The 20,656-nt window shown below is 56.6% G+C and carries 22 protein-coding genes and 1 pseudogene; 8 read left to right on the top strand and 15 right to left on the bottom strand.

Translation table 11 applies throughout. The annotated features are described in order from the left end of the window. Window positions 1-8 precede the first annotated feature (8 nt). From D9K61_RS02580 to D9K61_RS02560, 5 genes and pseudogenes are all read right to left on the bottom strand, one after another. Window positions 9-719: pseudogene (locus tag D9K61_RS02580) on the bottom strand (flagellar hook-basal body complex protein). Beyond that, window positions 719-991, bottom strand: coding sequence for a flagellar biosynthetic protein FliQ (locus tag D9K61_RS02575; RefSeq protein WP_120631687.1), 273 nt, complete (start codon window positions 989-991; stop codon window positions 719-721). Before D9K61_RS02575 ends, D9K61_RS02580 begins: the two are co-directional and overlap by 1 nt. Before the next feature lie 3 nt (window positions 992-994). Beyond that, window positions 995-1,285, bottom strand: a complete 291-nt coding sequence (gene fliE / locus D9K61_RS02570) for a flagellar hook-basal body complex protein FliE (RefSeq protein WP_120631686.1) — start codon at window positions 1,283-1,285, stop codon at window positions 995-997. 12 nt (window positions 1,286-1,297) lie between these two features. Continuing rightward, window positions 1,298-1,684 carry a flagellar basal body rod protein FlgC gene (gene flgC, locus D9K61_RS02565; RefSeq protein WP_120631685.1) on the bottom strand — a complete coding sequence of 129 codons (387 nt, stop codon included), beginning with the start codon at window positions 1,682-1,684 and terminating at the stop codon, window positions 1,298-1,300. 12 nt (window positions 1,685-1,696) lie between these two features. Further along, entirely contained in the window at window positions 1,697-2,086 is a 390-nt protein-coding gene (locus D9K61_RS02560) for a FlgB family protein (protein WP_120631684.1), read from the bottom strand. 87 nt (window positions 2,087-2,173) lie between these two features. Between D9K61_RS02560 and D9K61_RS02555 the strand changes: the two genes are divergently transcribed. The 6 genes from D9K61_RS02555 to D9K61_RS02530 all read left to right on the top strand — a co-directional run bounded on the left by D9K61_RS02555 (window position 2,174) and on the right by D9K61_RS02530 (window position 9,411). Beyond that, window positions 2,174-3,511, top strand: a complete 1,338-nt coding sequence (locus D9K61_RS02555) for a FliI/YscN family ATPase (RefSeq protein ID WP_120631683.1) — start codon at window positions 2,174-2,176, stop codon at window positions 3,509-3,511. Window positions 3,512-3,598: 87 nt separating this feature from the next. Further along, on the top strand, window positions 3,599-4,438 hold the full coding sequence (locus D9K61_RS02550; protein ID WP_120631682.1) for a flagellar motor protein MotB: 840 nt from the start codon (window positions 3,599-3,601) through the stop codon (window positions 4,436-4,438). A 91-nt stretch (window positions 4,439-4,529) separates the two neighbouring features. Continuing rightward, window positions 4,530-5,825 carry a flagellar hook protein FlgE gene (locus D9K61_RS02545; RefSeq protein ID WP_174235073.1) on the top strand — a complete coding sequence of 432 codons (1,296 nt, stop codon included), beginning with the start codon at window positions 4,530-4,532 and terminating at the stop codon, window positions 5,823-5,825. A gap of 33 nt (window positions 5,826-5,858) precedes the next feature. Beyond that, entirely contained in the window at window positions 5,859-7,310 is a 1,452-nt protein-coding gene (gene flgK, locus D9K61_RS02540; RefSeq protein WP_120631680.1) for a flagellar hook-associated protein FlgK, read from the top strand. A gap of 2 nt (window positions 7,311-7,312) precedes the next feature. Then, window positions 7,313-8,320, top strand: a complete 1,008-nt coding sequence (locus D9K61_RS02535; protein WP_120631679.1) for a flagellin — start codon at window positions 7,313-7,315, stop codon at window positions 8,318-8,320. Beyond that, entirely contained in the window at window positions 8,317-9,411 is a 1,095-nt protein-coding gene (locus tag D9K61_RS02530) for a flagellar basal body P-ring protein FlgI (protein ID WP_120631678.1), read from the top strand. The genes D9K61_RS02535 and D9K61_RS02530 overlap by 4 nt, the downstream gene beginning before the upstream one ends. A 49-nt stretch (window positions 9,412-9,460) precedes the next feature. On the opposite strand, the gene D9K61_RS02525 is transcribed toward D9K61_RS02530, so the two are convergent. The 8 genes from D9K61_RS02525 to D9K61_RS02490 all read right to left on the bottom strand — a co-directional run bounded on the left by D9K61_RS02525 (window position 9,461) and on the right by D9K61_RS02490 (window position 16,916). Continuing rightward, window positions 9,461-10,105 carry a DUF1523 family protein gene (locus tag D9K61_RS02525; RefSeq protein ID WP_120631677.1) on the bottom strand — a complete coding sequence of 215 codons (645 nt, stop codon included), beginning with the start codon at window positions 10,103-10,105 and terminating at the stop codon, window positions 9,461-9,463. 10 nt (window positions 10,106-10,115) lie between these two features. Beyond that, the gene (locus D9K61_RS02520; protein WP_120631676.1) at window positions 10,116-10,382 is read right to left on the bottom strand and encodes a hypothetical protein; all 267 of its coding nucleotides are present in this window, start codon (window positions 10,380-10,382) and stop codon (window positions 10,116-10,118) included. A 1-nt stretch (window position 10,383) separates the two neighbouring features. Further along, complete coding sequence (locus D9K61_RS02515) at window positions 10,384-11,721, bottom strand: DUF6638 family protein (RefSeq protein WP_120631675.1); 1,338 nt, start codon at window positions 11,719-11,721, stop codon at window positions 10,384-10,386. After that, window positions 11,718-12,089 (bottom strand): hypothetical protein, encoded by a 372-nt coding sequence (locus D9K61_RS02510; protein WP_120631674.1) that lies wholly within the window; start codon window positions 12,087-12,089, stop codon window positions 11,718-11,720. Before D9K61_RS02510 ends, D9K61_RS02515 begins: the two co-directional genes overlap by 4 nt. 93 nt (window positions 12,090-12,182) lie before the next feature. Continuing rightward, window positions 12,183-14,114 carry an ATP-binding protein gene (locus tag D9K61_RS02505; protein WP_120631673.1) on the bottom strand — a complete coding sequence of 644 codons (1,932 nt, stop codon included), beginning with the start codon at window positions 14,112-14,114 and terminating at the stop codon, window positions 12,183-12,185. A gap of 92 nt (window positions 14,115-14,206) precedes the next feature. Next, window positions 14,207-15,334, bottom strand: a complete 1,128-nt coding sequence (locus tag D9K61_RS02500; protein WP_120631672.1) for a hypothetical protein — start codon at window positions 15,332-15,334, stop codon at window positions 14,207-14,209. Further along, window positions 15,334-15,828: a DUF4279 domain-containing protein gene (locus D9K61_RS02495; protein ID WP_120631671.1), complete on the bottom strand. Its 495-nt coding sequence runs from the start codon at window positions 15,826-15,828 to the stop codon at window positions 15,334-15,336. Before D9K61_RS02495 ends, D9K61_RS02500 begins: the two co-directional genes overlap by 1 nt. A gap of 8 nt (window positions 15,829-15,836) precedes the next feature. Next, window positions 15,837-16,916 carry a hypothetical protein gene (locus D9K61_RS02490; RefSeq protein ID WP_120631670.1) on the bottom strand — a complete coding sequence of 360 codons (1,080 nt, stop codon included), beginning with the start codon at window positions 16,914-16,916 and terminating at the stop codon, window positions 15,837-15,839. Window positions 16,917-17,185: 269 nt separating this feature from the next. On the opposite strand from D9K61_RS02490, the gene D9K61_RS02485 reads away from it, so the two are divergent. Continuing rightward, window positions 17,186-18,661: an NAD-dependent succinate-semialdehyde dehydrogenase gene (locus D9K61_RS02485; RefSeq protein ID WP_120631669.1), complete on the top strand. Its 1,476-nt coding sequence runs from the start codon at window positions 17,186-17,188 to the stop codon at window positions 18,659-18,661. An 85-nt stretch (window positions 18,662-18,746) separates the two neighbouring features. Next, a complete protein-coding gene (locus tag D9K61_RS27230; RefSeq protein WP_216825738.1) occupies window positions 18,747-18,923 on the top strand; it encodes a hypothetical protein in 177 nt (58 codons plus the stop codon). A 247-nt stretch (window positions 18,924-19,170) separates the two neighbouring features. Here D9K61_RS27230 and D9K61_RS02475 read toward each other — a convergent pair whose 3' ends face one another. Next, window positions 19,171-19,947, bottom strand: a complete 777-nt coding sequence (locus tag D9K61_RS02475) for a hypothetical protein (RefSeq protein WP_120631668.1) — start codon at window positions 19,945-19,947, stop codon at window positions 19,171-19,173. Window positions 19,948-20,167: 220 nt separating this feature from the next. After that, on the bottom strand, window positions 20,168-20,635 hold the full coding sequence (locus D9K61_RS02470; RefSeq protein ID WP_120631667.1) for an Hsp20 family protein: 468 nt from the start codon (window positions 20,633-20,635) through the stop codon (window positions 20,168-20,170). Between the last annotated feature and the right edge of the window lie 21 nt (window positions 20,636-20,656).

Raw genomic sequence — 20,656 nt, 5'->3', positions numbered from 1 at the left:
TTAAAGTATTAGCGCATCAAAGCCTTCAGAGCACCGCGTACACGTTCGTCTTCGGTTTCCAGAAAGCTCTGACCCAGCTCATAGGCGCGTTGAATTTCAATCAGGCGCGTAACCTGATGAATGGCATTGACGTTTGAACCTTCGAGAAACCGATGCAAAACAACAGGTTCATCAACGGCTTACACATCTCCTGCGGGGCGGAACCGGGTATTGCCTTCGCGCACCAGATCCTTTGGCTCATCGACCCGGTAGACCCCGATTTGACCCAACAACTGACTATTCACGCTGAGTGTCCCATCACTGCCGACATCAATCGAAGCCGCGTCCGGAGGTATGAAAACCGGAGACCCGTTGCTGTCGAGAACACGTGACCCATCTGTAGCCACCAAATCGCCCTCGGCATTTGGTGTGAAGCTGCCTGCCCGTGTCAGACGATTGCCCTTTGGCGTTTCAACCATGAAAAACCCATCGCCTTCGATGGCAAAATCGAACGAACCACCCGTTTCGGTCAGAACGCCTTGTTGCAGGGATGTATTGCGCGCTTCGGCGCGGCTCATGGACAGGGACGGGTTGTTCGGCACATCGCGAATAAATTCCGAAAACACCAATCCCTGTTGGCGGTACCCGGTGGTGTTGGCATTGGCGATATTGTTCGCAACCAGCCGCATTTCATTCATCAGCCCAGATTGGCGGGACAGGGTGACATAGGCAGTGTCCATCAGCGACCTCCTGCAATCAGTGGAACAAGTGTCCCGGTAAAAAACGTGACAAGCGTCTGGGTCATGAAGCCCATCGAAATCCAGAAGACGATGACGATAGCGATCAGTTTGGGAACGAAGGTCAGGGTCATTTCCTGCACCGATGTCAGCGCTTGAAACAGACCCACGATCAGGCCCGAAATCAGTGCTACTGCGAGAATTGGAACCGAAGTGATGACTGCGATCCACAAGGCCTGTCGCACGATGTCATAGAAGAGACCTTCGCTCAGCATCCCTCAGACCGGCATCCGCAAGATTTCCTGATAGGCTTCGACCACCTTGTTGCGCACGATGACGGCTGTCTCAACCGCCAGTTCCGTATGGGCCAACGCCTGAACCAAAGCGTGCGGGTCGGCCTGACCTGTCATCGCTGTTTCGGCCATTTTCTCACTGTGTTTCAAGGTCGCGGCAAAATCCTGAAAGGTCGAGCGCATTCCCTGCGCCATACCGCCTTGTTCGGGGTCGGCCTGTGTTGCGGGGCGTGCAACCGCATAGTTTTGCGCTGCTGTCAGAGATCGGATATCCATTCTGGCTTTCCTTTATTTGCGGAGTAATTCCATCAGACTCGACGACATCTGCCGCGTCTGGTCGAACATTTTGAGATTGGCCTCATAGCTGCGTTGAGCTTCGCGCGCGTCGGCGATTTCGATCATCAGATCGACATTCGACCCCAGATAATGGCCACCTTCGTCGGCCATTGGATGGCCCGGGTCGTGAATGCGGCTCAGATCGCGCCGATCGAGCTTCACTTGGCCCGCCTGAACCATCGCCTTGCCGTCCTTTTGCACCATCTCAAACGGCACAGTTTTGCGCCGATACCCCGGTGTGTCAGCGTTCGAGATATTCTCGGACACATGGCGCAAACGCGCGGCTTGCGCGCGCAATGCACTGGCCGAGGCGGATAGGGAATGGGAAAAATCACTCATGTCAGATCCCCTCTACCCGCGACCCAAACTGGTCCGGATGATCCCGATGGACGAACGGTAGATAGCTATGGCGCGGTCGTGCTGGCGTTTGACTTCGACCGCCTTCAGCATCTCTTCTTCCAGCGAAACACCATTGCCGTTGGGATCGCTCGACGGGTCCGCGACATGTTCGACCCATGTCTGCGCCACCTGATCCGCGCCATTCAGATGGCCCTGTCGCGTTGCGGTCATGGCTGTCTGCCGGCCTGTATTTTCGAATGCTGTTTGAAAAGCCTCGATATCGCGCGGCTGATAGCCGGGGGTATCTGCGTTGGCCATATTGCGCGAAATGACGGCTTGCCGTTGTCCGGCATGTGTCGCCATAGCGTGCGCTGTCTTAAAGACGTTCAGGTCATAGAACATCGGGGCTTCTCCCTCGATCAATTTCAATCAAGGCTTAACCCCGATTCCTTTAGAAACAGTTTTCAGAACTCAGTTGGAGAACCTGCGATGTCCGATCTCGACCCAATGCTTCTGAAATGTGAATTCAACAGGATGACTGCGGTTCGCCATGTCGGGCTTGTCTCAGCAGTTGCGCATGGAGTCGTTGAAGTCAGCGGATTGACCAGGCAGGCCCGAATCGGTGACTTGCTGACATTGCAACGCCGCGCGGGGCCCGATCTGGCCGGTGAAGTGCTGCATGTCGGTGCCGATCATATCCATATGATGCCCAGCTCTGCGCCCGATGGGGTCAGCTTGGGGGATCGGGTATGCCTTGACCCCTCACCTGATTTCGCACCTGGAATGCACTGGTTGGGTAGGGTGATTGACCCGTTTGGCAGACCTTTGGACGGCAAACCGTTATTAAACGGTGGGCAGGACCGGAACATCCAGCAAGCGCCGCCCCCTGCCGTTCAACGTAAGCCTTTGGGTGAGCGTATGGCAACCGGTCTAGCCATGCTGAACACAATGCTACCCATCGTGCGCGGACAGCGTGTTGGCCTGTTTGCGGGGTCCGGGGTTGGGAAATCTACGCTACTTGCGACATTGGCGCGGTCGATGCAGGCGGATGTGGTTGTTGTCGCCTTGATAGGTGAACGCGGACGTGAAGTGAACGAATTCGTGGCCCATGCTCTTGGGCCCGAAACCATGAAACGGGCGGTGGTTGTGGCAGCCACGTCCGACCAATCAGCGCTGGCCCGAAGACGCTGCGCTTGGTCCGCAATGTCTGTGGCCGAGTATCTACGTGATCAGGGCCTGAACGTGCTGCTGTTGGCGGATTCGATCACTCGTTTTGCCGAAGCGCATCGAGAGATCGCCGTTGCCATGGGCGAATCGCCATCGCTGCGCGGGTTCCCTCCCTCGGTCACTCCGCTGATCGCCAACCTATGCGAACGCGCCGGACCCGGAACACAGGTTCAAGGTGACATCACGGCCGTATTCAGTGTCCTGGTTGCCGGATCGGATATGGATGAGCCCATAGCGGACATGCTACGCGGCGTGTTGGACGGGCACATCGTCCTAAGCCGCGACATTGCTGAGCGCGGGCGCTTCCCGGCCATCGACCTCAGCCGATCTGTTTCGCGCAGTTTGCCCGGCGCGGCCTCAGAAGCCGAAAACCAGATGATCGCGGAAACGCGGAAACTGGTCGGCAGCTACGAGCAATCCGAAGTGATGATTAAAGCCGGGCTTTATTCCGAGGGTGCTGATCCCTTGCTGGATCAGGCCGTGCGTGTTCATGATGAGTTGGACGGCTTCTTTGGCAAAGCGGATGTTGAGGGGATTGAAAACAGCTTTAGTCTTCTCTCGTTGATTCTGCGCCGTGCAACAGCGGGCTTGCCGCGATAACGGGATATCCGGACAGTTTTAACTGTTAAGGCCACCTTAAGGCCCACGCTGTTACTTCGGTAACTGGGTGATAAAAAGGTGGTGGAGATGGGTGCGCAATCCAATGCGGCGCCAATCATCATCAAGAAGAAGCGTGTATCGGGTGGTGGTGGCCATCATGGTGGCGCGTGGAAGGTCGCGTATGCGGACTTTGTAACGGCCATGATGGCCTTCTTCATGTTGATGTGGCTGCTGAACGCAACGACCGAAACGCAACGCAAAGGGCTGGCGGATTACTTTTCGCCAACCATTCCGGTTAGCGCTGATTCCGGCGGTGGCGATGGTGCTTTCGGCGGCGACAACATGTTCACGGAACAAACTTTGGTCATGGACGGCAAAGGCGCGACCAGGCGCAACCCAACGCGATCTCATCAGGCACGTGGATCGACAGGCGTAGATGCAGCGGGCGGTGGAAAGGATGCGTTGCAGGATTTCACTTCACTTGAGGCGCAGCTTTTGGGTCGGACTGGCGAAAGCGCGGTGTCGGACAAAATTCTCAAACACATCGTCACACGGGTCACGGATGAAGGCCTGGTGGTCGAGCTGTTTGACACAGACGACCAACCGCTTTTCGAATCGGGTACAGACACGCCTGCGCCACTCATGCGTGCGCTGGCTTTGCTGATTGCGCGGTCCTCGGATCTGGTGACGAACCCCATCGCGGTCGAAGGACATGTCAAAGCGTCGCCCGTTGTTCTGGCGCATAATCCAGCCTGGAGTCTTTCCACTGCGCGGGCGCAGATTGTGCGCCAGATGCTGCAGGACAAGGGCGTTGTGGCAGAGCGCCTGAACCGCGTCACCGGTCACGCGGATCGAGAGCTGTTCAGCCAGAACCCAATGGCCGCCCGCAACAACCGGATCGAGGTCATCTTTCTGCGCGCGCGTTAAAGGATAGAACGCATTTTACCTGTTAGCGCGCTGTTAAGGGGCAGCGCGTTACCTGTTGTTTCAAAGATTGACGCAACAGAAGGGCGTGCCAATGACAATTTCCTCTTCGCTGAATGCCGGTGTGGCCGCGCTAAAGGCCAACGCAAACAGACTGGCCACAATTTCCGACAACATCGCGAACTCGTCGACATTTGGCTACAAGCGGGCCGAGACGGATTTTCATTCCATGGTCACGTCTGGTCAGGGGGGCAGCTATTCGGCGGGGGGTGTCAGAACAACAAGTCAACGTCTGATCGATCAGCGTGGTTCTCTCGTGACTACCCAAAACTCGACCGATCTTGCGGTACGCGGGCGCGGTATGATCCCAGTACGCCCCAGTTCCCAGATCGCCGCCGGTTCGACCGAAATGCTGCTGACCACGACAGGGTCATTCCGAACAAATGAAGAAGGTTATCTGGTCACAGAATCCGGTCTTGTTCTACTAGGATGGCGTGCTGCAGCGGATGGGTCCATCCCCGCCGTCCCACGGGACACTCCGGCAGCGCTCGAACCTGTACAACTCAGCGTTAATCAACTGTCCGGCGCGCCAACGACTCGGATGAACTTGCGGATGAACCTGCCCGCGACGGCAACGGATGCCGGCGCGCCCGGTGAAACGCAGCCATTGTCGGTCGAGTACTTCAACAACCTGGGTAAGTCAGAAAACGTGAATATTGAGCTGGTACCGACAGTCCCGGCAACCGGAAGCAGTAACGAATGGACAATGATCATGCGCGATTCGGCGTCGGGCGGCGCGATAATCGGTGAATACACGCTGACCTTTACCGACAGCCGAACCGCCGGCGGTACATTGGCAAGCGTGACTGCAGTGTCAGGTGGCGCGTATGACCCGGCCACCGGCAGTGTCGTCGTCAACGTTGCCGGTGGCCCGATGGAGATTAACATTGGCACGATCGGTGATGCTGACGGCATCACTCAGCTATCCGATACCTTTGCGCCGGTTTCGATCACCCGCGATGGCTCGGCCGTAGGAACAATGACCAGCGTTCAGGTCGACGAAAACGGCTATGTATATGCGTTTTACGATACGGGTGTCAGTCGTCGCATGTTCCAGATTCCGCTTGCCGATGTTCCCAATCCGAACGGCCTGACGGCACTGGACAGTCAAACCTACGCACCATCGCGGGAAAGCGGTACCTTCTTTCTTTGGAACGCAGGCGAAGGCCCGACCGGAGATCTTGTGTCTTTCGCCCGCGAAGAATCAACCACGGATGTCGCGACCGAACTGACCTCTTTGATCCAGACGCAGCGCGCGTATTCCTCCAGCGCGACGGTTATCAAAACCGTAGATGAGATGCTGCAAGAAACGACAAACATCAAACGTTGATCCGGGTTCTGAATACTGGAAAGGAGCGGTCTCATGAATATGTCGACGGCGTTGAACAACGCATTGGGCGGTCTGACAGCAGCCAGCCGTGGCGCTGCCGTAGTGTCGGGGAACATCGCCAACGCCCTGACGCCGGGCTATGCGCGCCGGTCCCTTGAACTGACGACCAGCCCGATTTCGGGCAACGGCGTCCGGACTGTTGGGGTGATCCGCCACCAGGATCCCGTATTGACCGCAAACCGACGCGTAACCGATGCAGACCTTGCGCGACAAACGGCACTTTCGGATTTTCACACGCGGTTCGAAGGGTTGGTTGGATCAACTGATGCTAAAAATTCTTTGGCTGCCCGCCTGTCAGCCTTCGATGGAAGCCTGATCACAGCCGCCAGCCTGCCCGACTCAGCCGAACGTCTCGATCATGTCGCACGCACCGGGCGTGATCTCGCAAGCAGTCTGAACACCGCGTCCGAAGGGGTTCGAAAAGCACGTTCGGATGCTGACCGAAAGATCGGAGCACAGGTCGACAACCTGAACCGGACCCTCAAGGATATCGAGGACCTGAACGCTAGAATTACTGCCGTCCAAAACTCGGGCGGCGATATCGGAGCTCTACAGGATCAACGGCAAACCCTGATTGACCAGGTAAACGAATTGGTTCCGGTCAATGTAGTGGCCAGAGCCAACAATCAAGTGTCCTTATACTCTGATGGTGGATTGATCCTTTTAGAAGGCAAAGCCGCGGAATTCTCGTTCTCAACCACCGGTGACACGAAGCCGCATATGACCGTCGCAAACGGGCTGTTGTCTGGGTTGGAAATGAACGGGCAACCGGTGCGCATAAGCGGCGACACCGCTCAGGTTCGCGGCGGGGCATTGGCGGCCCAGTTCACGATACGCGACGAATTAGCGGTCGACGCGCAGAACCAGTTGGACACGGTCGCCCGCGATCTGATCGAACGTTTTGAGACCCCGGGGTTGGACGCAACAGCGCTTGTTACTGATCCAGGTCTGTTCACCGATGATGGCAACCGGTTCGACGCTGCAGTCCTACCCGGACTGGCATCGCGCATCTCTTTGAACTCCGTTGTCGATCCCAACGCGGGCGGAGACAGTTGGAAGTTACGGGCCGGGCTGGGCGCCACAGGACCAGGCGACCCCGGAGATGCTTCGCAATTGCAGTCCTTTGGCGCGACACTCGGCGATGCCCGACCGGTACCGGGATCTCTGTTCGGGACCGGCGATATGCGCGCCGCCGAGGTCACCGAAGCGTTGCTGTCGAAAGCCGGCGCAAATGCCCACGCAGCGGATCAACGCAAAACCTTCGCCAATGGCGCGCGCCTACAAATGACGCAAATCGAGGCGGAGCAAGGCGTGGACACTGATCAGGAACTGCAGCGATTGATGCAGATCGAGCAAACATACGCCGCAAATGCGCGAGTCATCACTGTCGTTGATGAGCTTCTTCAAACCCTTCTGAGGTTGTAACCATGAATTTGACTGCCATTGGTGATCTTGCGCGCGGCCTGACGCTTCGGTCTCGTGCGACGGAAATCAAAACCCAGATTGAAACACTGTCCTACGAAATGTCGTCCGGTAAGGTGCAGGACGTGTCCGGGCGTCTGGGCGGCGACTACTCGCAAATCCTCGATCTAGATCGCAATCTTGCCCGGCTCGACGCGTTCAAAATCGCTACATCCGAAGCTGGATTGTTCACAGATGTCATGCAGCAAAGCCTGACGACATTCGACACTTCGGTCGGTGAAGTTTCCTCATCCTTGCTTGCGTTCGGAACAGCAAAACACACGGTCACACATGAACAAGCCTCGGTCCAGGCCCGCAATGAGCTTGATACGATGATGTCGGCGCTGAATACACGTGTGGGCGGACGCAGCCTGTATTCAGGGGTCGCAACGGATGTTTCGCCATTGGCATCTTCAGAGACCCTGCTGACTGCGCTTGAGGCTGAATTGACTGGTCTTACATCCGTAACCGATATTCGAACGGCCGCAGAGAATTGGTTCAACGATCCTGCCGGGTTTGACGCGGTCATCTATCAGGGTTCGGATACGCCGTTGGCATCAATGCAAATCTCCGAAAACGAGCGCATTTCGATCCCGATCACAGCGACCGATCCGGCGTTCAAGGCGGCGCTGAGGGACACGGCAGTGGCCGCTCTCGTCGCGGACGATGCGCTGGCCTTGGGCACGGATCAACGCACGATCCTTTTCACGCAACTGGGTGTGGACCTAGCAAACGCCAAAGATGAAACGGTCAAACTTCGGGCCAAGGTCGGAGCTGCGGAAGCACGCGTTGAAGAAGCAGCCACCCGCAATTCGGCCGCGCGCACCAGCCTAGAATACAGCCGAAATGAACTGATCGCAGCCGATCCTTATGAAACTGCCGCCAAGTTGCAAACCGTACAGTTTCAACTGGAAAGCCTCTATTCCGTCACGGTTCGAAATGCGAATCTGTCACTGGTGAAATTCCTGAGATGAGAGTTCTTCTTTTCCTTCTCATTCTTCTTCCCGGGTTGGCATCCGCCGGCGCGATCCGGTTGAAGGACCTTGTGGATTTCGATGGCGTGCGCGGGAATGACCTGGTCGGGTACGGCCTTGTTGTTGGTTTAAACGGCACAGGCGATGGCCTCCGCAACTCTCCGTTCACTGAAGAAATCATGTCCAATATCCTCGAACGATTGGGCGTCAACGTCACAGGAGAAGATTTCCGCCCAAAAAACGTGGCGGCCGTGCTGGTAACAGCCAGCTTGCCACCGTTTGCCCGGGTGGGTGGCCGGATTGACGTAACCGTCTCGGCCATTGGCGATTCCAACAGCTTGCTGGGCGGGACGCTGATCATGACACCCCTGAACGCAGCGGATGGTCAAATTTACGCGGTGGCTCAGGGAACAGTCCTGGCTGGCGGTGCAGTCGCCGAGGGTGAAGCCGCCTCTGTGGTCCGCGGTGTGCCAACATCCGGCGTGATCCCGTCAGGTGCGCGCGTTGAACGCGAGATTGATTTTGACCTGTCTAGCCTGTCTCAGATGAGGCTCGCGCTTCGGGAGCCCGATTTTACAACCGCCGGTCGGATAGAGATCGCCATAAACACCGAGTTCAACCGCGCCGTCGCGATCATGCGGGATTCCGGCACGGTCGAGCTGAACATCGCAGCCACACGATCCGCTTCTACCGCCCATGCCATAGGGCGCATCGAAAATATTCTGGTAGAGCCGGAAACCAAAGCAAGGGTGGTGGTTGATCAGCGATCAGGTACCATCGTCATGGGGCAGGAAGTTCGCATATCACGCGTGGCCGTGTCGCAGGGCAACCTGACCCTGACGGTTGAAGAGGCGCCGATCGCCGTTCAACCAAACCCCTTTGCCCGCGGGGAAACCGTCGTTGTGCCCAGAACGATCGCCGGGATTGAGGAAGAAGAAGGGACCGGCCTAGCCGAAATTCCAGAGGCTGCCACGCTTTCCGAAGTGGTGGCAGGGCTGAACGCCTTGGGCGTATCCCCACGCGACATGATCGACATTCTGAAAACAATCAAAGCAGCCGGTGCGTTGCACGCGGAATTCATTGTCAGGTGACAATTCTGAAACCTTCGCGACAATCAAGGCGTGCACCGGCCAACCTCGCCTATTTCGATTTCCAGCTGTCCAACCAACGGCGAAACCTGGTACGTCGCTCTTCAATCGCGTCACCCGCCGCATAGAACCCATCTTCCACGTTTTCGAGCATCGGATCGATCCGAGCCTGCCGGAACCTGCGCCAACGGACCCAGATGGCCCAGATCAAAGCGGCAAAGACCGTCAGGAAGATGATGTTGAACCAGGGGATTAGCCGTGCATCCGGCCCTTCGACATGTTTGATGAAAATCGCATTTGGAAATATCGACATAAACTCATTGCGCCAACCGTAGTGGGTGATCGCAACCCAATCCGGGTCGTCTTTGGTCGATTTTGCGTCATTGGCCTCGGTATACAGGTTCGCTGTGTCGAATTTGAAATAGAATGGCCAACCCCAACCGGTATCTTCGTTCCGATACACAATGGGCTTGCCGTTAGCCCGGACCGCCTGAATAAACTGAACGTCCCGGTTGGAAAGACTGGCGGATTGATCTTCGGGTTCTGACCAGAAAATCCGAGTCCAGTCGTTCAGGTCCTGACGTTCCTCATAGGTATTCACGATCCGCACGATGTCGCGCTGTGGCAATGAATACTGAAGGACCGCGCCAATGGTGACCCAAAAGATGATAATGAACGCCCATTTCACATAGGCCATGCCGTAATCCTCACATGTAATTCACAATATAGATCAGTGCGCCAATCGCCACCCACGGTACAATATAGACACCCAGGATCAGTTTGCGGCGAAACGAATTATCATAGACGTGCAGCCCGCGCTCGACAAAGGCGTCTTTATTACCAGTTTTGCCCTTTTCGTCCCACCAGGTTTCTAGTTTGCGGCGCCGAGCGCTGCGCGAATACAGCGACACCGCAAAATAGGCGACGGTCTGGATGACCAGCAAGATCAGAAACAGGCGCATCGCTCCGAACATATCAACTCTTCCTCACTGAACCCCAGGGACCGACACGGGCAATCACGGCTTCGCTGACCCGGTCTTCACCACTCATATCAGGTTCATGGCCAAACAGCGCAGCGCGGGCGCCGGACTTGTCCACCTGATACTCGCGTGCGAGGAACTCAGCAACATAGGCTTTCTTGGTCTCGGGCCATGAACTGTAGGTCCGATAAAAAAGCTCCTTGTGGCAGATGAACAATTGACGCGGATCCAAGGGCGCAAGTTCGGCCAGCAGCATGTTCACCAGATCACGGTTTGGGGTGTCCGCCGCGCGCAACGTGTAAAAATAGGCCGGATGATCCGAGGTGATGCGCGGCCAACGACCGCCATCGGTCGCCCAGCGCTGCAGCTGCGCCAGCCCATGATAAGCCTCGGGCAAACGATCCGCATGGTTTCGTGCCAGACGCCGCATATCGCTTCGGTCCAACCCGGTCAGATCCACGTCAACGCCCGCTGCCGCATCAATGGTCAGGAAATCCATCTTTTGCTGCAGGATCGCGGCGGCATCCACACCGCGCGCTTTGACAATCGGTTCGACCAAATCGTTGTAGTCGAGGAACTTGGCAATCTGGTTCCGCTGAGACGGATCAAACGTGTATTTTATTTTTAGGTCGTCCGGCTTTTCGCCCATGCAGATCGCCGCCGGGTGATCCATATCGGGGAACAGGTACAGCCCGCCGAAATGCGCCGTCCAAAAATTGCGCTGTTCAAACGTCGTATGGCGCAGGCGGACCGGATTGCGTGTGACATCACCGGTTTCCCTGGCGGTTTCGATCATCTTCGCGATCAGCACATCGTCGAACCAGGCGTCCTCTTCTGTTTTGAATTGCTCGACCATGCCTGCCAGTTGCTGCGCCTTGCGCAGGGTGCCGCCTGCGGTGTCGGCCTCAATCTCGATCTTTTGCAGGTTAAACAGATCGCGCGGGGTGCTGAGTTTGATGACAGAGTTCACCAGTTCTCCGGCCACCGCATCGGTTGCGGTCAGCGCGAACAGCTGCGCCTCGTTCATTTCGATGAAGTCCCGCAGAATATCCCGCGAGGTCGAGAATTTGACGTTCAGCAGCGGCGCGCGTTTCTGCTCGGTCGTCAGCAGGATGAACTGCCGGTTAACCCCGTTGGGGTTGAGGTAGAGCGGGTCGTCCATTTCAATCCCCACCTCTGGCGAATAACCCGAGATATCGACATGGAAATCCGTCAGCGCCGTGGTCTTGCCCGCCAGATGCTGCAGCGCGCGATTATACCGCTCGACCAGAGCCGGGCTGGAGATGTGGACGAGGTTGCCGAACATCAAGCCTTTTTTGATGAGGCGAATCATTTCTCAATCCCTCGAACCAGATCAAGCCCCTTCAACCTTTCGATTTTCTGCGCTTTACTGAGCCAGATGATTGCCAGCAACGGTATCCAGACGAGTCCCAACATCAAGCCGTTGCGAAAATAGTAACGAAGTGGCGGCCAATAACCCACGAGATCGGCCCAAGCACCTACATCACGATGATCAAAGAAAAACAGAACTGTCGCGCTGATACACAACAGGAAGGCAGTTGATGCCAGCACACCTACGAATACTACATAGTGAGACCGTGTTTCTCGCGGCCAGAGCAGCGACGGTAGAAGAACCGCAGCAACTGCAACAATCAGGACTGGCAAGCCTGTATTATACAGACCAATGCTTTCAGTGTTCATTGTCCCTCGCGGGTATTTTCATGTTAGCACGCACCGGTGTACCTCGTAAGTTGGCAACTGCTTCAGATATGGAAGTGGTTTTTGACATGAAAATCACCCCTTCCCCTCCAAATACCGCCGCTTGGCCTCTTCCATCCGGCCCATCTCACGCATCGCGTTCTCGATGGCGACCTCGTCGCTCTTGTCGGCATAGCGGAACTCGCTGTCGGCGTAGCGGTTGATCTCCTGTATCACCATCTCAACCGTGATCGGCTGTCGCAGATCAGCAATCATGGCCTTCTTGGCGTTGTAGTCACGGAACAGGAACAGGTCGGGGTTCTCCACCCACTCGTCGGGCAGCTCAAAATCCATCGCGCGGACCTTGACCGCGTCGGTGATGTTCTTGATCGCGCGACCGGTGAAGCGCTCATCCGCCTGTTGGATCGCCTTCAGATATGCCCCCATCTTGGCAATCGTATCCAACTGGCCGATCTGGCCCTGAACCCGGTCATAGACCTGCAATAGAGCATCTTCATGCGGGCGCGAGTGGCTTTCGAAACTGGCGGCGACGGCCTTTTTGATCTCTTGCGCGGCATAGGCTTCGTGCTCACCCAGAGGGATGTCGTGATTGCGGCCCATCAGCAGGTGCAGGATGTCGATGTAATCCTCGCGCGTTTGCGGTCCGTCCACCAGGAAACGCGCGCCCGCCCGCTGGCGCAGGGCGTCGTCCACATTCTCGGGGTAGTTCGAGAACATGCCAAAGGTGCAGTTGCCACGCACGACGGTGTTGGCACCCGCAAAGCTCTCCATCAGGACAGCGGTGATTTCTAGCTGACCGGCTGACGACTGACGATCACCGCGCTTGCCCGCCAGTTGGTCGATATCGTCGATGGTGCCAAAGCCGATGACCGAGGGGTCGAGGATTGTGTTGATAAAGGCCTTGGCGTTCTGGCCGGATTTGCCTTGATAGCTGTCGATATTGTCGGTGCTCAGGTTCTGATAGCGGAACGGATAGCCCGCGTTCTGGCAGTAGTCGTTGATCAGACCCGCCATCATCTGGATCAGGGTGGTCTTGCCGGTGCCCGGTTTGCCGTCCCCCATGAAGGTAAAGATGAACCCGCCGAGTTCAGCGAACGGATTCAGGCGGCGGTCAAAGTCATAGGCCATCACCATCTTGGCCAACTTCATCGCCTGGTACTTGGCGATATGATTGCCGACCACCTCGTTCGGTTTCTTGAACGTCATGGTCAGGGTGGTGGATTTGGCTTTGGAGGCGGGCTCAAAGCCACGGATCGTCAGGTCGTCAGCCTCGATATGCCAGACGGTATTCTGGAACGGGGCCAAATGGCCTGCGGATTGGGCACGCAGGGCGGCCTTGTCCATCAGCTGTTCAGCATAAGCGCTGGTGGCCGCGATCAGATGCGTGTCGTCGGGGGCGTGTTTGGCCAGTGTCTGGTCCAGCTCCCACAGTGCGCCGTGCAGGGCAAGCTGACTATTGTCGGTCAGGACCTCTTCGATTTCGCCGATATCTACGGTTGTCTCGCCCAGATGTGAGGACATCAGATAGGCCAGCGCATTTCCGAGAACGTGGGAAGTGATCAGGGCCTCGGCCGTTAGCAGTTCCGAGAACTCGGTCTTACGGGCGGCGGGCAAATCGCCTGCCAGGTTCGCTCGTTTCAGATCGGCCAGCGGTGTCTGTTCCGCATAGGCGTCGGCCACGGCCAAAGCGATGGCAATGGCGCGGCGGATAGCCTGTTGCGTTGTGGCCTGAGGTGGTGAAACCAGCGCATCGCCATCATCCGCCGCTTCGATCCGTTCGACCAGATGCACTCCATCCGCCCGCGCGGTGCGTCGGGTCACCAATCCTGGCGTGGTGGAGCGAAACCGCCGCGTGGTCGAAACGCCGGGAGATCGTTCTGTCGGCACGTCCATGGCCTTCGCAATCCGCGGCGCATGCTCGAACCCGCTCAGCAAGGCGGTCGCTGCCGGATAATGCTTGCGAATATCAGCCTCGCGCAATTCCATCTGATCTGACGTCAAACTCATCTCAATTCTGCCCTTGCTTCATCTTTTCAAAAATACTCCCGTCCCACTGCCCGGCAGGACCCTGAAAGGGTCCGTTAGGGGAGGCAATAAACCTAATAGCGCAACACCTGCCCCGCCTTGCTGACGACAAACTTGCGCACATCGGCAAACCCCGGAGGGTTCCGCTCGGCCAGCACCTGAAACGGGCGTTGGGGTAGGATGATCGACCTCTCAGTACGGGTGGCGCCGGTTTCGGCACCCTGCCCCCCAAAGGGGTCCAACGCGAAAATCTCGCGCTCGACGGTTGAAAACCACCCGGCGCGTTCTTCGATGACCTCTTCGCTCTGCAGCTCTTCAGTGGTCCAGGCCAGTGCCCAATCCTGCCCCTGAGGGGACCTTGCATCTTCCAATACCTGCCGCAGCGGGCCGGACTGCTCGGTAAAGGCCGAGGAATACATCGGGCCCACATGGATGCGGCGCAGGTGTTTGGGATGCAGGTCGTGGAAATCCTGATCAAAGCCCTTGGCGATGGTCACCAGTTTCAGACCGCCTAAGCTTTGCGCCATCAGATGGGCCTGAACTTCGGGCCAACGGCGTTGGTCCTTGGGCAGGGCGGTCTTTCCGCTATCCTCCAATTGCATCAGGTAGATGACCGGCAGGTTGATCTGGCTGTCATAGACCGCCCAGTGGACCATGAACTTCCGTCGCTCGCCCTCATTCCCGACCCAGTGGCATTCGGGATCGTTGCGGGCCCAGAACAGCTCTCCCTTCAGTAACTCCTCGTAATAGAGCCTTTGGGACAGTGCAAATTGCAGCTTGGTCGGAATTTCCTGATCGCCAATGATGGTGCGCACCATGTCGGTTTTCAGCTCGTCCTCGGACGGCATATTCGCCAGATGCACCTGCGCCTGTTGCGCGTCATTGGCCATGGTCAGCAGCTCGGCCGCCACCGGAAACCCGCTGTCGCGTTTGTCCATGGCGAGGCTCCCGAAGAACCGGCCTGTATCGCGCCCGACCAGCAGGTATTTCATGGACAGCGCACGGAAGGTGTAAAGCAGCCCCGAAAGGTAGCGCGAAACGATCCGCACTTCTTGTTTCGAGATCGCGCCCTCCGCCTCCATCGTCGCGGCCACGCGCAGGAGGTGGACGGTGATCACCTCGAATTTGCGGAAATAACGGCGCGAGGCGAAGGTGTCGGTCAGGCCGGCATGGTCTTGGGTGGGGTCGTTAGACGCGGTCATTACTTGTCTCTCGGGATAAGAGACCGCAAGTCCGCCAACTCATCATGCGGATCGACGTTGGCGTAGAAGTCATACTCTAAGTAAATGTCAAGGTCTGCAATCTGCTTCAGAAGAGCTGGTGAGAGTTTGAACCCAGAACTTTGGACCGAAAATGAAACGCAAACAATGGCACTTTCACAATGTTCAGGAAGCTCTTTCAGCAAAGAAGATACCGAACCAATTTTCTCGACGACGGCTTGTATATGCTCCTCAAGCCCAACAGACTCGTCGAAGCCGCTTTCTAAAACCCATCTTGAGCCACGCCGAGTATAGTCACGCCCAGCCCTGATGACTTTTTCTCCAGCATTCCAGTATCGGCTTGGTTCAAGAGGTATCAGATCGACATTGCTGGCGATGGCCTCATCGGAGGTGATTGCGAAATAGGCGTATTGGCGATCCAGTGTTGAATGCAGTGCGAAATCCTGACATTCAAAATCGCGATCTTGACTACTCATCGGTAGCGTCAACCCCCATACAAATTCTTATCATGCTTCTCGACAATCGAGGCAAACCGGCGGGCAAAGCGTTCATCTGCTTTGGCCTTTTTCTCCAGCACATCGCGGGCAAAGACCATGTGATCTTCGTGCGCTTCGAGCATATCGGCCATTTTCTGGTTGGTCGCGGTGCCGATAGAGGCCATGGCGGTTTGCGCCTCTTGATCGGTCTGCACACCGATCTCGTTGATGCGGTGGGCCACGTCCTGCTGCTGCGCGGTTTTCAGCGATTTGGTCAGGGCGTCATACAGCACCACGCGCTGTTGCGTGTCTGTCTGCAGCTTGTTGATCAGCACCATCTGCGTCGCCGCCTGATTCTGCAGGGAATCGACCCAGGTCTTGCCCTTTTCGATATAGCGCTCCAGCGTTTGGCTTTTGGCCAGCTTGACCTGCTCTTCCTGTACCTTGGCGTTGTATTGCTTGTTCAGCTCGGCCAGTTCGGTTTCCAGCTGGGTGCGCGCGGCGGCGTCCTGTTCAACGCTGATCTTGTTTTCCAGGGTGATGATTGTCGGGTCCATGCCCTGAATCTCAGTGCGCAGCGCCTCCAGCTCGGCCACGGTGGCCTCACGGTCATCCAGCGTGACGGTCAGGTTTTCCTCGACCTTCACGCGTTGCTCTTCCAGAACGGCCAGCTGACCTTGCAGCAATTGCACGATCACGTCCGATTTGGCGATCAGGTCCTGCAGCTTGTCATCGATACTGGCTGTGCGCATGCGTTCCTGCCGCATCGACTCGGATTTGCCTTTCGAGAAGATGCCGACAAAGGATTCCCAGCCCGATTTCGAGCGCATCTCGTCAAAATCCTTGGAAAAGGCGCTGGTGACGTCGTCCAGCCCCATGATCAGCTCGGCGATATTGGCGTTCATTACCTCGGTATGGGCATGCACGTCTTCGAGTGTGGCATTTTCGATGTCGATATCCGCCTCGGCGGTGCCGATCTTGGCGCGCGCCGCCTCAATCCGCGAGGTCAAACCTGCGATCTGCGACTGGCTTTCGCGGACTTTGGTTTGCGTTTCTTCAATCAATGCTTCGAATTGCTGGTTCGACATCTCAGCTATCCCCTTTTTTCTTTATTTACCCAGTAAGATAGAGAATGTTACGTGCATTTACATCCCCTCGGGTCCAAAATCCCCCAGACTTTCGCAAACTCACCAGGAAAAAGATAGCGCGATCATGCGCGCACGTGACCAGGTGTTGACCGGCTGCACTCGTTGCTTTTGATCAAATCTGGCTTGATCTGCGGACCGCAGTGGACATAGACATTCCCGACCCCACCTGATTGGGTGCGCGTAACATTATTCCTGCCGGAGGCCGATCCATGCTGGACGCAACAACTGACCTGAAATCCATCCTGAAAAACCCCGATCTGCTGGCGACCAAAGCCTATATCGGCGGTCAGTGGGTGGACGGTGACAATGGCACCTTCGCCGTGACCAATCCGGCCCGCGGCGACGTGGTGGCACAAGTGGCCGACCTGAGCCGCGCGCAGGTGGCCGGCGCGATTACACAAGCGGAATCCGCGCAAAAAGAATGGGCCAAGCTGACCGGAAAAGAGCGCGCCGCGATCCTGCGCCGTTGGTTCGATCTGATGATGGAGAACGCCGAGGATCTGGGCAAGATCCTGACCGCCGAGCAGGGCAAGCCACTGGCCGAGGCGATAGGTGAGATCGGCTATGGCGCATCTTTCATCGAATTTTTCGGCGAAGAGGCCAAGCGAGTTTATGGCGAGACCATCCCCGGCCACCAGCGCGACAAGCGGATCATGGTGCTGAAACAGCCGATCGGCGTTGCCGCCTCGATCACACCATGGAACTTTCCTAATGCGATGATCACCCGTAAGGCTGCGCCGGCGCTGGCCGCAGGTTGCGCCTTTGTGGCTCGCCCAGCCAAGGAAACCCCGCTGTCGGCGATGGCGATGGCGGTGCTGGCCCACGAGGCTGGCGTTCCGGCTGGCGTTTTCAACGTGGTGCCCTCATCCCGCTCCAGCGAGATTGGCAAGGAGTTCTGCGAAAACCCCGGTGTGCGCAAACTGACCTTTACCGGCTCGACCGAAGTGGGGCGCATTCTGCTGCGACAAGCGTCGGAACAGGTGATGAAATGTTCGATGGAGCTTGGCGGTAATGCGCCGTTCATCGTGTTTGACGATGCGGATCTGGATGCCGCTGTCGAAGGCGCGATGCTGTGCAAGTTTCGCAACAACGGTCAGACCTGCGTCTGCGCCAACCGTATATACGTGCAGGCTGGCGTGTACGACGCTTTTGCGGCCAAACTGAAAGCCGCGGTTGAGGCGCTGAAGGTTGGCGATGGCCTGACCGACGGCATCACAACCGGCCCACTGATCAACGATGACGCCGTCACCAAGGTGCAGGAACATATTCAAGACGTCACCAGCAAAGGCGGCGCTGTCCTGACAGGTGGTCTGCCTCATGATCTGGGTGGCACCTTCTTCCAGCCCACCATCGTCACCGGCGTGACGCAAGACATGATGGTGGCGCAGGACGAAACCTTTGGCCCTCTGGCCCCACTGTTTAAGTTCGAGAATGAGGATGACGTGATCGCTATGGCCAATGACACGATCTTTGGTCTGGCATCCTATTTCTATGCCAAGGACCTCAGCCGCGTCTACAAGGTGGCCGAAGCGCTGGAATACGGCATTGTCGGTGTGAACACCGGTATCATCTCGACCGAACTGGGTCCGTTCGGCGGCGTCAAACAATCTGGTCTGGGCCGTGAAGGCAGCCATCACGGCATGGAAGACTATCTTGAGATGAAGTACGTCTGTCTATCAGTTTGATCCGACCCGGCCATCACCAAGCGTGGTGGCCGGCCTTGCCTTTGAACTTGTCACAAAACTGCGGTCAAACTGTCTCAACCGTGCAATGAACCCGGCCCAGAAACTGAACTTGGAAGACCTCACCCGCGTCGGCGACGCCCTGTGGATGGCCGTTCGGCGCGAATGGAAGGACGATCCCAAGAACCACATAAAACTGGTGGCCTACAATCTGGACATCAAGGAATGGGGGACCGTTCGAGGTTCCAAGGAAGAGCCCTCTTAAGGTTGGGTCGGCCTGTCAGAAGTCGTGACACATGATGACTTAGTCTGTGTCAACGGAGGTTACGTTCTGGACAAGATCGAAGGCGCGCCATGCTGCCCTCGGGCGAGACCTTTGTGATGACCGACAATGACGGCCTCGACAATGCCTCGGGTGAGACGACGTTCGGGTCGATTGGGTCGATGACGACCGGGAATTGACCAAACTTCGATGCACCTAACATTCGTGCCTGACGCGAGCCCGTCGCAAATCATTGTTCGGCCGCCAGAGTTGCACCTTTCGAAAGGACGTCGTCGAATATCTGTGCGATTTGCGCGTCGCTAGGCAGGGATCGATCGTTGGTAGTTTCAGAGAACCAAAGAAACTTGTTTTCTTTCTGCTCGGACTGATAGATGCGCAAAAGAAGCTCGGCTTGCGAGACATCAAACTCACGCGGATCCATCACTCGAAACAGGAAAACGCCACTATAGGCCTTCTCAGGAAACTGTAGGAATGACTGCTTGTCGTGGTAGGACAGCCAGTGTGTTTCGTTAAAAAGAACATACTCAACTTGATCCGTAACCTGTTTCGCGACGAATGTTCGTCCGTTTGCATCCCGGGCAAAGCCTTTCAAACGCGTCAGATCAAACGGGCCTGGGCGATAGATTTCTTCGGACGGACCCTGACCGATGCGAACCTCGGCAATCTCAGACGCATATCCGCCATCAATCATCTTAGCGCATATCAAGGCGCAATCTGGGGACTGTGATCCCACGATCAGAACGTTGGAGCCGTTCATTACAATGGAATCAGGCAACACAGCGGATACTAGAAATTCATTCGTCGTATTGTTTTGCCGAATGCTGTTAAGGGCGGGAATTCCAAAAACTCCCAAGACCGCAATGACGAGCATACCACAGCCAACGATCTTTGACTCGCGCTCGGCCCTAAAAAGAAGAAACACTCCAATCAGGCAAAACAAGCCCACGGCAATGTAAGGCGACAAAACAAGCAAGGCATAAAGTATGCCAAAGTCACCTTCGCCCAAGCGGCATTCCTTTCTTCAATCCGATCACTGCGTGGTCTCATTCGTTCAAGCGATCTTGTCACTCAATCTAAGAGGCTGCAATCAGGGTTCGGCGACCGACAGCATTGCTTTCCTACATTTTACCGCTTGCTACAAACATCGCCCCGCGTCTGGAGGAACGCGGGGCGCGTGTTGCGACAATCCAAGGGAGGAGAGGATTATCGCGCGATTTTCAGAAGCCCTAGTTCACGGCTTTAGCGTCAACCACATCCTTCTCGATCGCATTGGTCGAAGAAATCTCGATCCGGCGCGGTTTCAGCGCCTCGGGCACTTCACGCTTCAGGTCGATATTCAGCATGCCGTTCTCATGGCTGGCACCGATGACGCGAACATGATCAGCCAGCGCAAAGCGGCGTTCAAACGCGCGGGTCGCGATGCCGCGGTGCAGATAGCTGCGTTCTTTGTCTTCAGCCGTTTTCTTACCGGCCACAAGCAATGAATTCTCTTTCATTTCGACCGACAGGTCGCTTTCGGAAAACCCGGCGACTGCCACCGAAATCCGGTAAGTATCAGCATCGGTTTTTTCGATGTTGTATGGCGGATAGCTGGGCTGAGCCACGTCATTGGTCAATACTCGGTCCATCATGTCTGCGATCTGGTCAAAACCGATAGTGGCGCGGTGCAGCGGTGCAAAATCAAAACTACGCATGTGTCGTATCCTCATTCTTGA

The sequence above is a fragment of the Ruegeria sp. EL01 genome (genome assembly GCF_900313035.1).
Taxonomy (GTDB): domain Bacteria; phylum Pseudomonadota; class Alphaproteobacteria; order Rhodobacterales; family Rhodobacteraceae; genus Ruegeria.
The sequence above is the reverse complement of the archived record's forward strand: the minus strand, read 5'-3'. Positions and strand labels throughout refer to the sequence as shown.

Excerpts from the sequence above, each read along its gene's own strand:
- D9K61_RS02545 (WP_174235073.1), top strand. The coding sequence starts at position 4,530 with ATGACAATTTCCTCTTCGCTGAATGCCGGTGTGGCCGCGCTAAAGGCC.
- D9K61_RS02530 (WP_120631678.1), top strand. The coding sequence starts at position 8,317 with ATGAGAGTTCTTCTTTTCCTTCTCATTCTTCTTCCCGGGTTGGCATCC.
- D9K61_RS02490 (WP_120631670.1), bottom strand. The coding sequence starts at position 16,916 with ATGTCGAACCAGCAATTCGAAGCATTGATTGAAGAAACGCAAACCAAA.
- D9K61_RS02575 (WP_120631687.1), bottom strand. The coding sequence starts at position 991 with ATGCTGAGCGAAGGTCTCTTCTATGACATCGTGCGACAGGCCTTGTGG.
- D9K61_RS02560 (WP_120631684.1), bottom strand. The coding sequence starts at position 2,086 with ATGTTCTATGACCTGAACGTCTTTAAGACAGCGCACGCTATGGCGACA.
- flgC (WP_120631685.1), bottom strand. The coding sequence starts at position 1,684 with ATGAGTGATTTTTCCCATTCCCTATCCGCCTCGGCCAGTGCATTGCGC.
- D9K61_RS02525 (WP_120631677.1), bottom strand. The coding sequence starts at position 10,105 with ATGGCCTATGTGAAATGGGCGTTCATTATCATCTTTTGGGTCACCATT.
- D9K61_RS02510 (WP_120631674.1), bottom strand. The coding sequence starts at position 12,089 with ATGAACACTGAAAGCATTGGTCTGTATAATACAGGCTTGCCAGTCCTG.
- D9K61_RS02470 (WP_120631667.1), bottom strand. The coding sequence starts at position 20,635 with ATGCGTAGTTTTGATTTTGCACCGCTGCACCGCGCCACTATCGGTTTT.
- D9K61_RS27230 (WP_216825738.1), top strand. The coding sequence starts at position 18,747 with ATGAACCCGGCCCAGAAACTGAACTTGGAAGACCTCACCCGCGTCGGC.
- fliE (WP_120631686.1), bottom strand. The coding sequence starts at position 1,285 with ATGGATATCCGATCTCTGACAGCAGCGCAAAACTATGCGGTTGCACGC.
- D9K61_RS02485 (WP_120631669.1), top strand. The coding sequence starts at position 17,186 with ATGCTGGACGCAACAACTGACCTGAAATCCATCCTGAAAAACCCCGAT.
- D9K61_RS02535 (WP_120631679.1), top strand. The coding sequence starts at position 7,313 with ATGAATTTGACTGCCATTGGTGATCTTGCGCGCGGCCTGACGCTTCGG.
- D9K61_RS02495 (WP_120631671.1), bottom strand. The coding sequence starts at position 15,828 with ATGAGTAGTCAAGATCGCGATTTTGAATGTCAGGATTTCGCACTGCAT.
- D9K61_RS02515 (WP_120631675.1), bottom strand. The coding sequence starts at position 11,721 with ATGATTCGCCTCATCAAAAAAGGCTTGATGTTCGGCAACCTCGTCCAC.
- D9K61_RS02505 (WP_120631673.1), bottom strand. The coding sequence starts at position 14,114 with ATGAGTTTGACGTCAGATCAGATGGAATTGCGCGAGGCTGATATTCGC.
- D9K61_RS02520 (WP_120631676.1), bottom strand. The coding sequence starts at position 10,382 with ATGTTCGGAGCGATGCGCCTGTTTCTGATCTTGCTGGTCATCCAGACC.
- D9K61_RS02550 (WP_120631682.1), top strand. The coding sequence starts at position 3,599 with ATGGGTGCGCAATCCAATGCGGCGCCAATCATCATCAAGAAGAAGCGT.
- flgK (WP_120631680.1), top strand. The coding sequence starts at position 5,859 with ATGAATATGTCGACGGCGTTGAACAACGCATTGGGCGGTCTGACAGCA.
- D9K61_RS02500 (WP_120631672.1), bottom strand. The coding sequence starts at position 15,334 with ATGACCGCGTCTAACGACCCCACCCAAGACCATGCCGGCCTGACCGAC.
- D9K61_RS02555 (WP_120631683.1), top strand. The coding sequence starts at position 2,174 with ATGTCCGATCTCGACCCAATGCTTCTGAAATGTGAATTCAACAGGATG.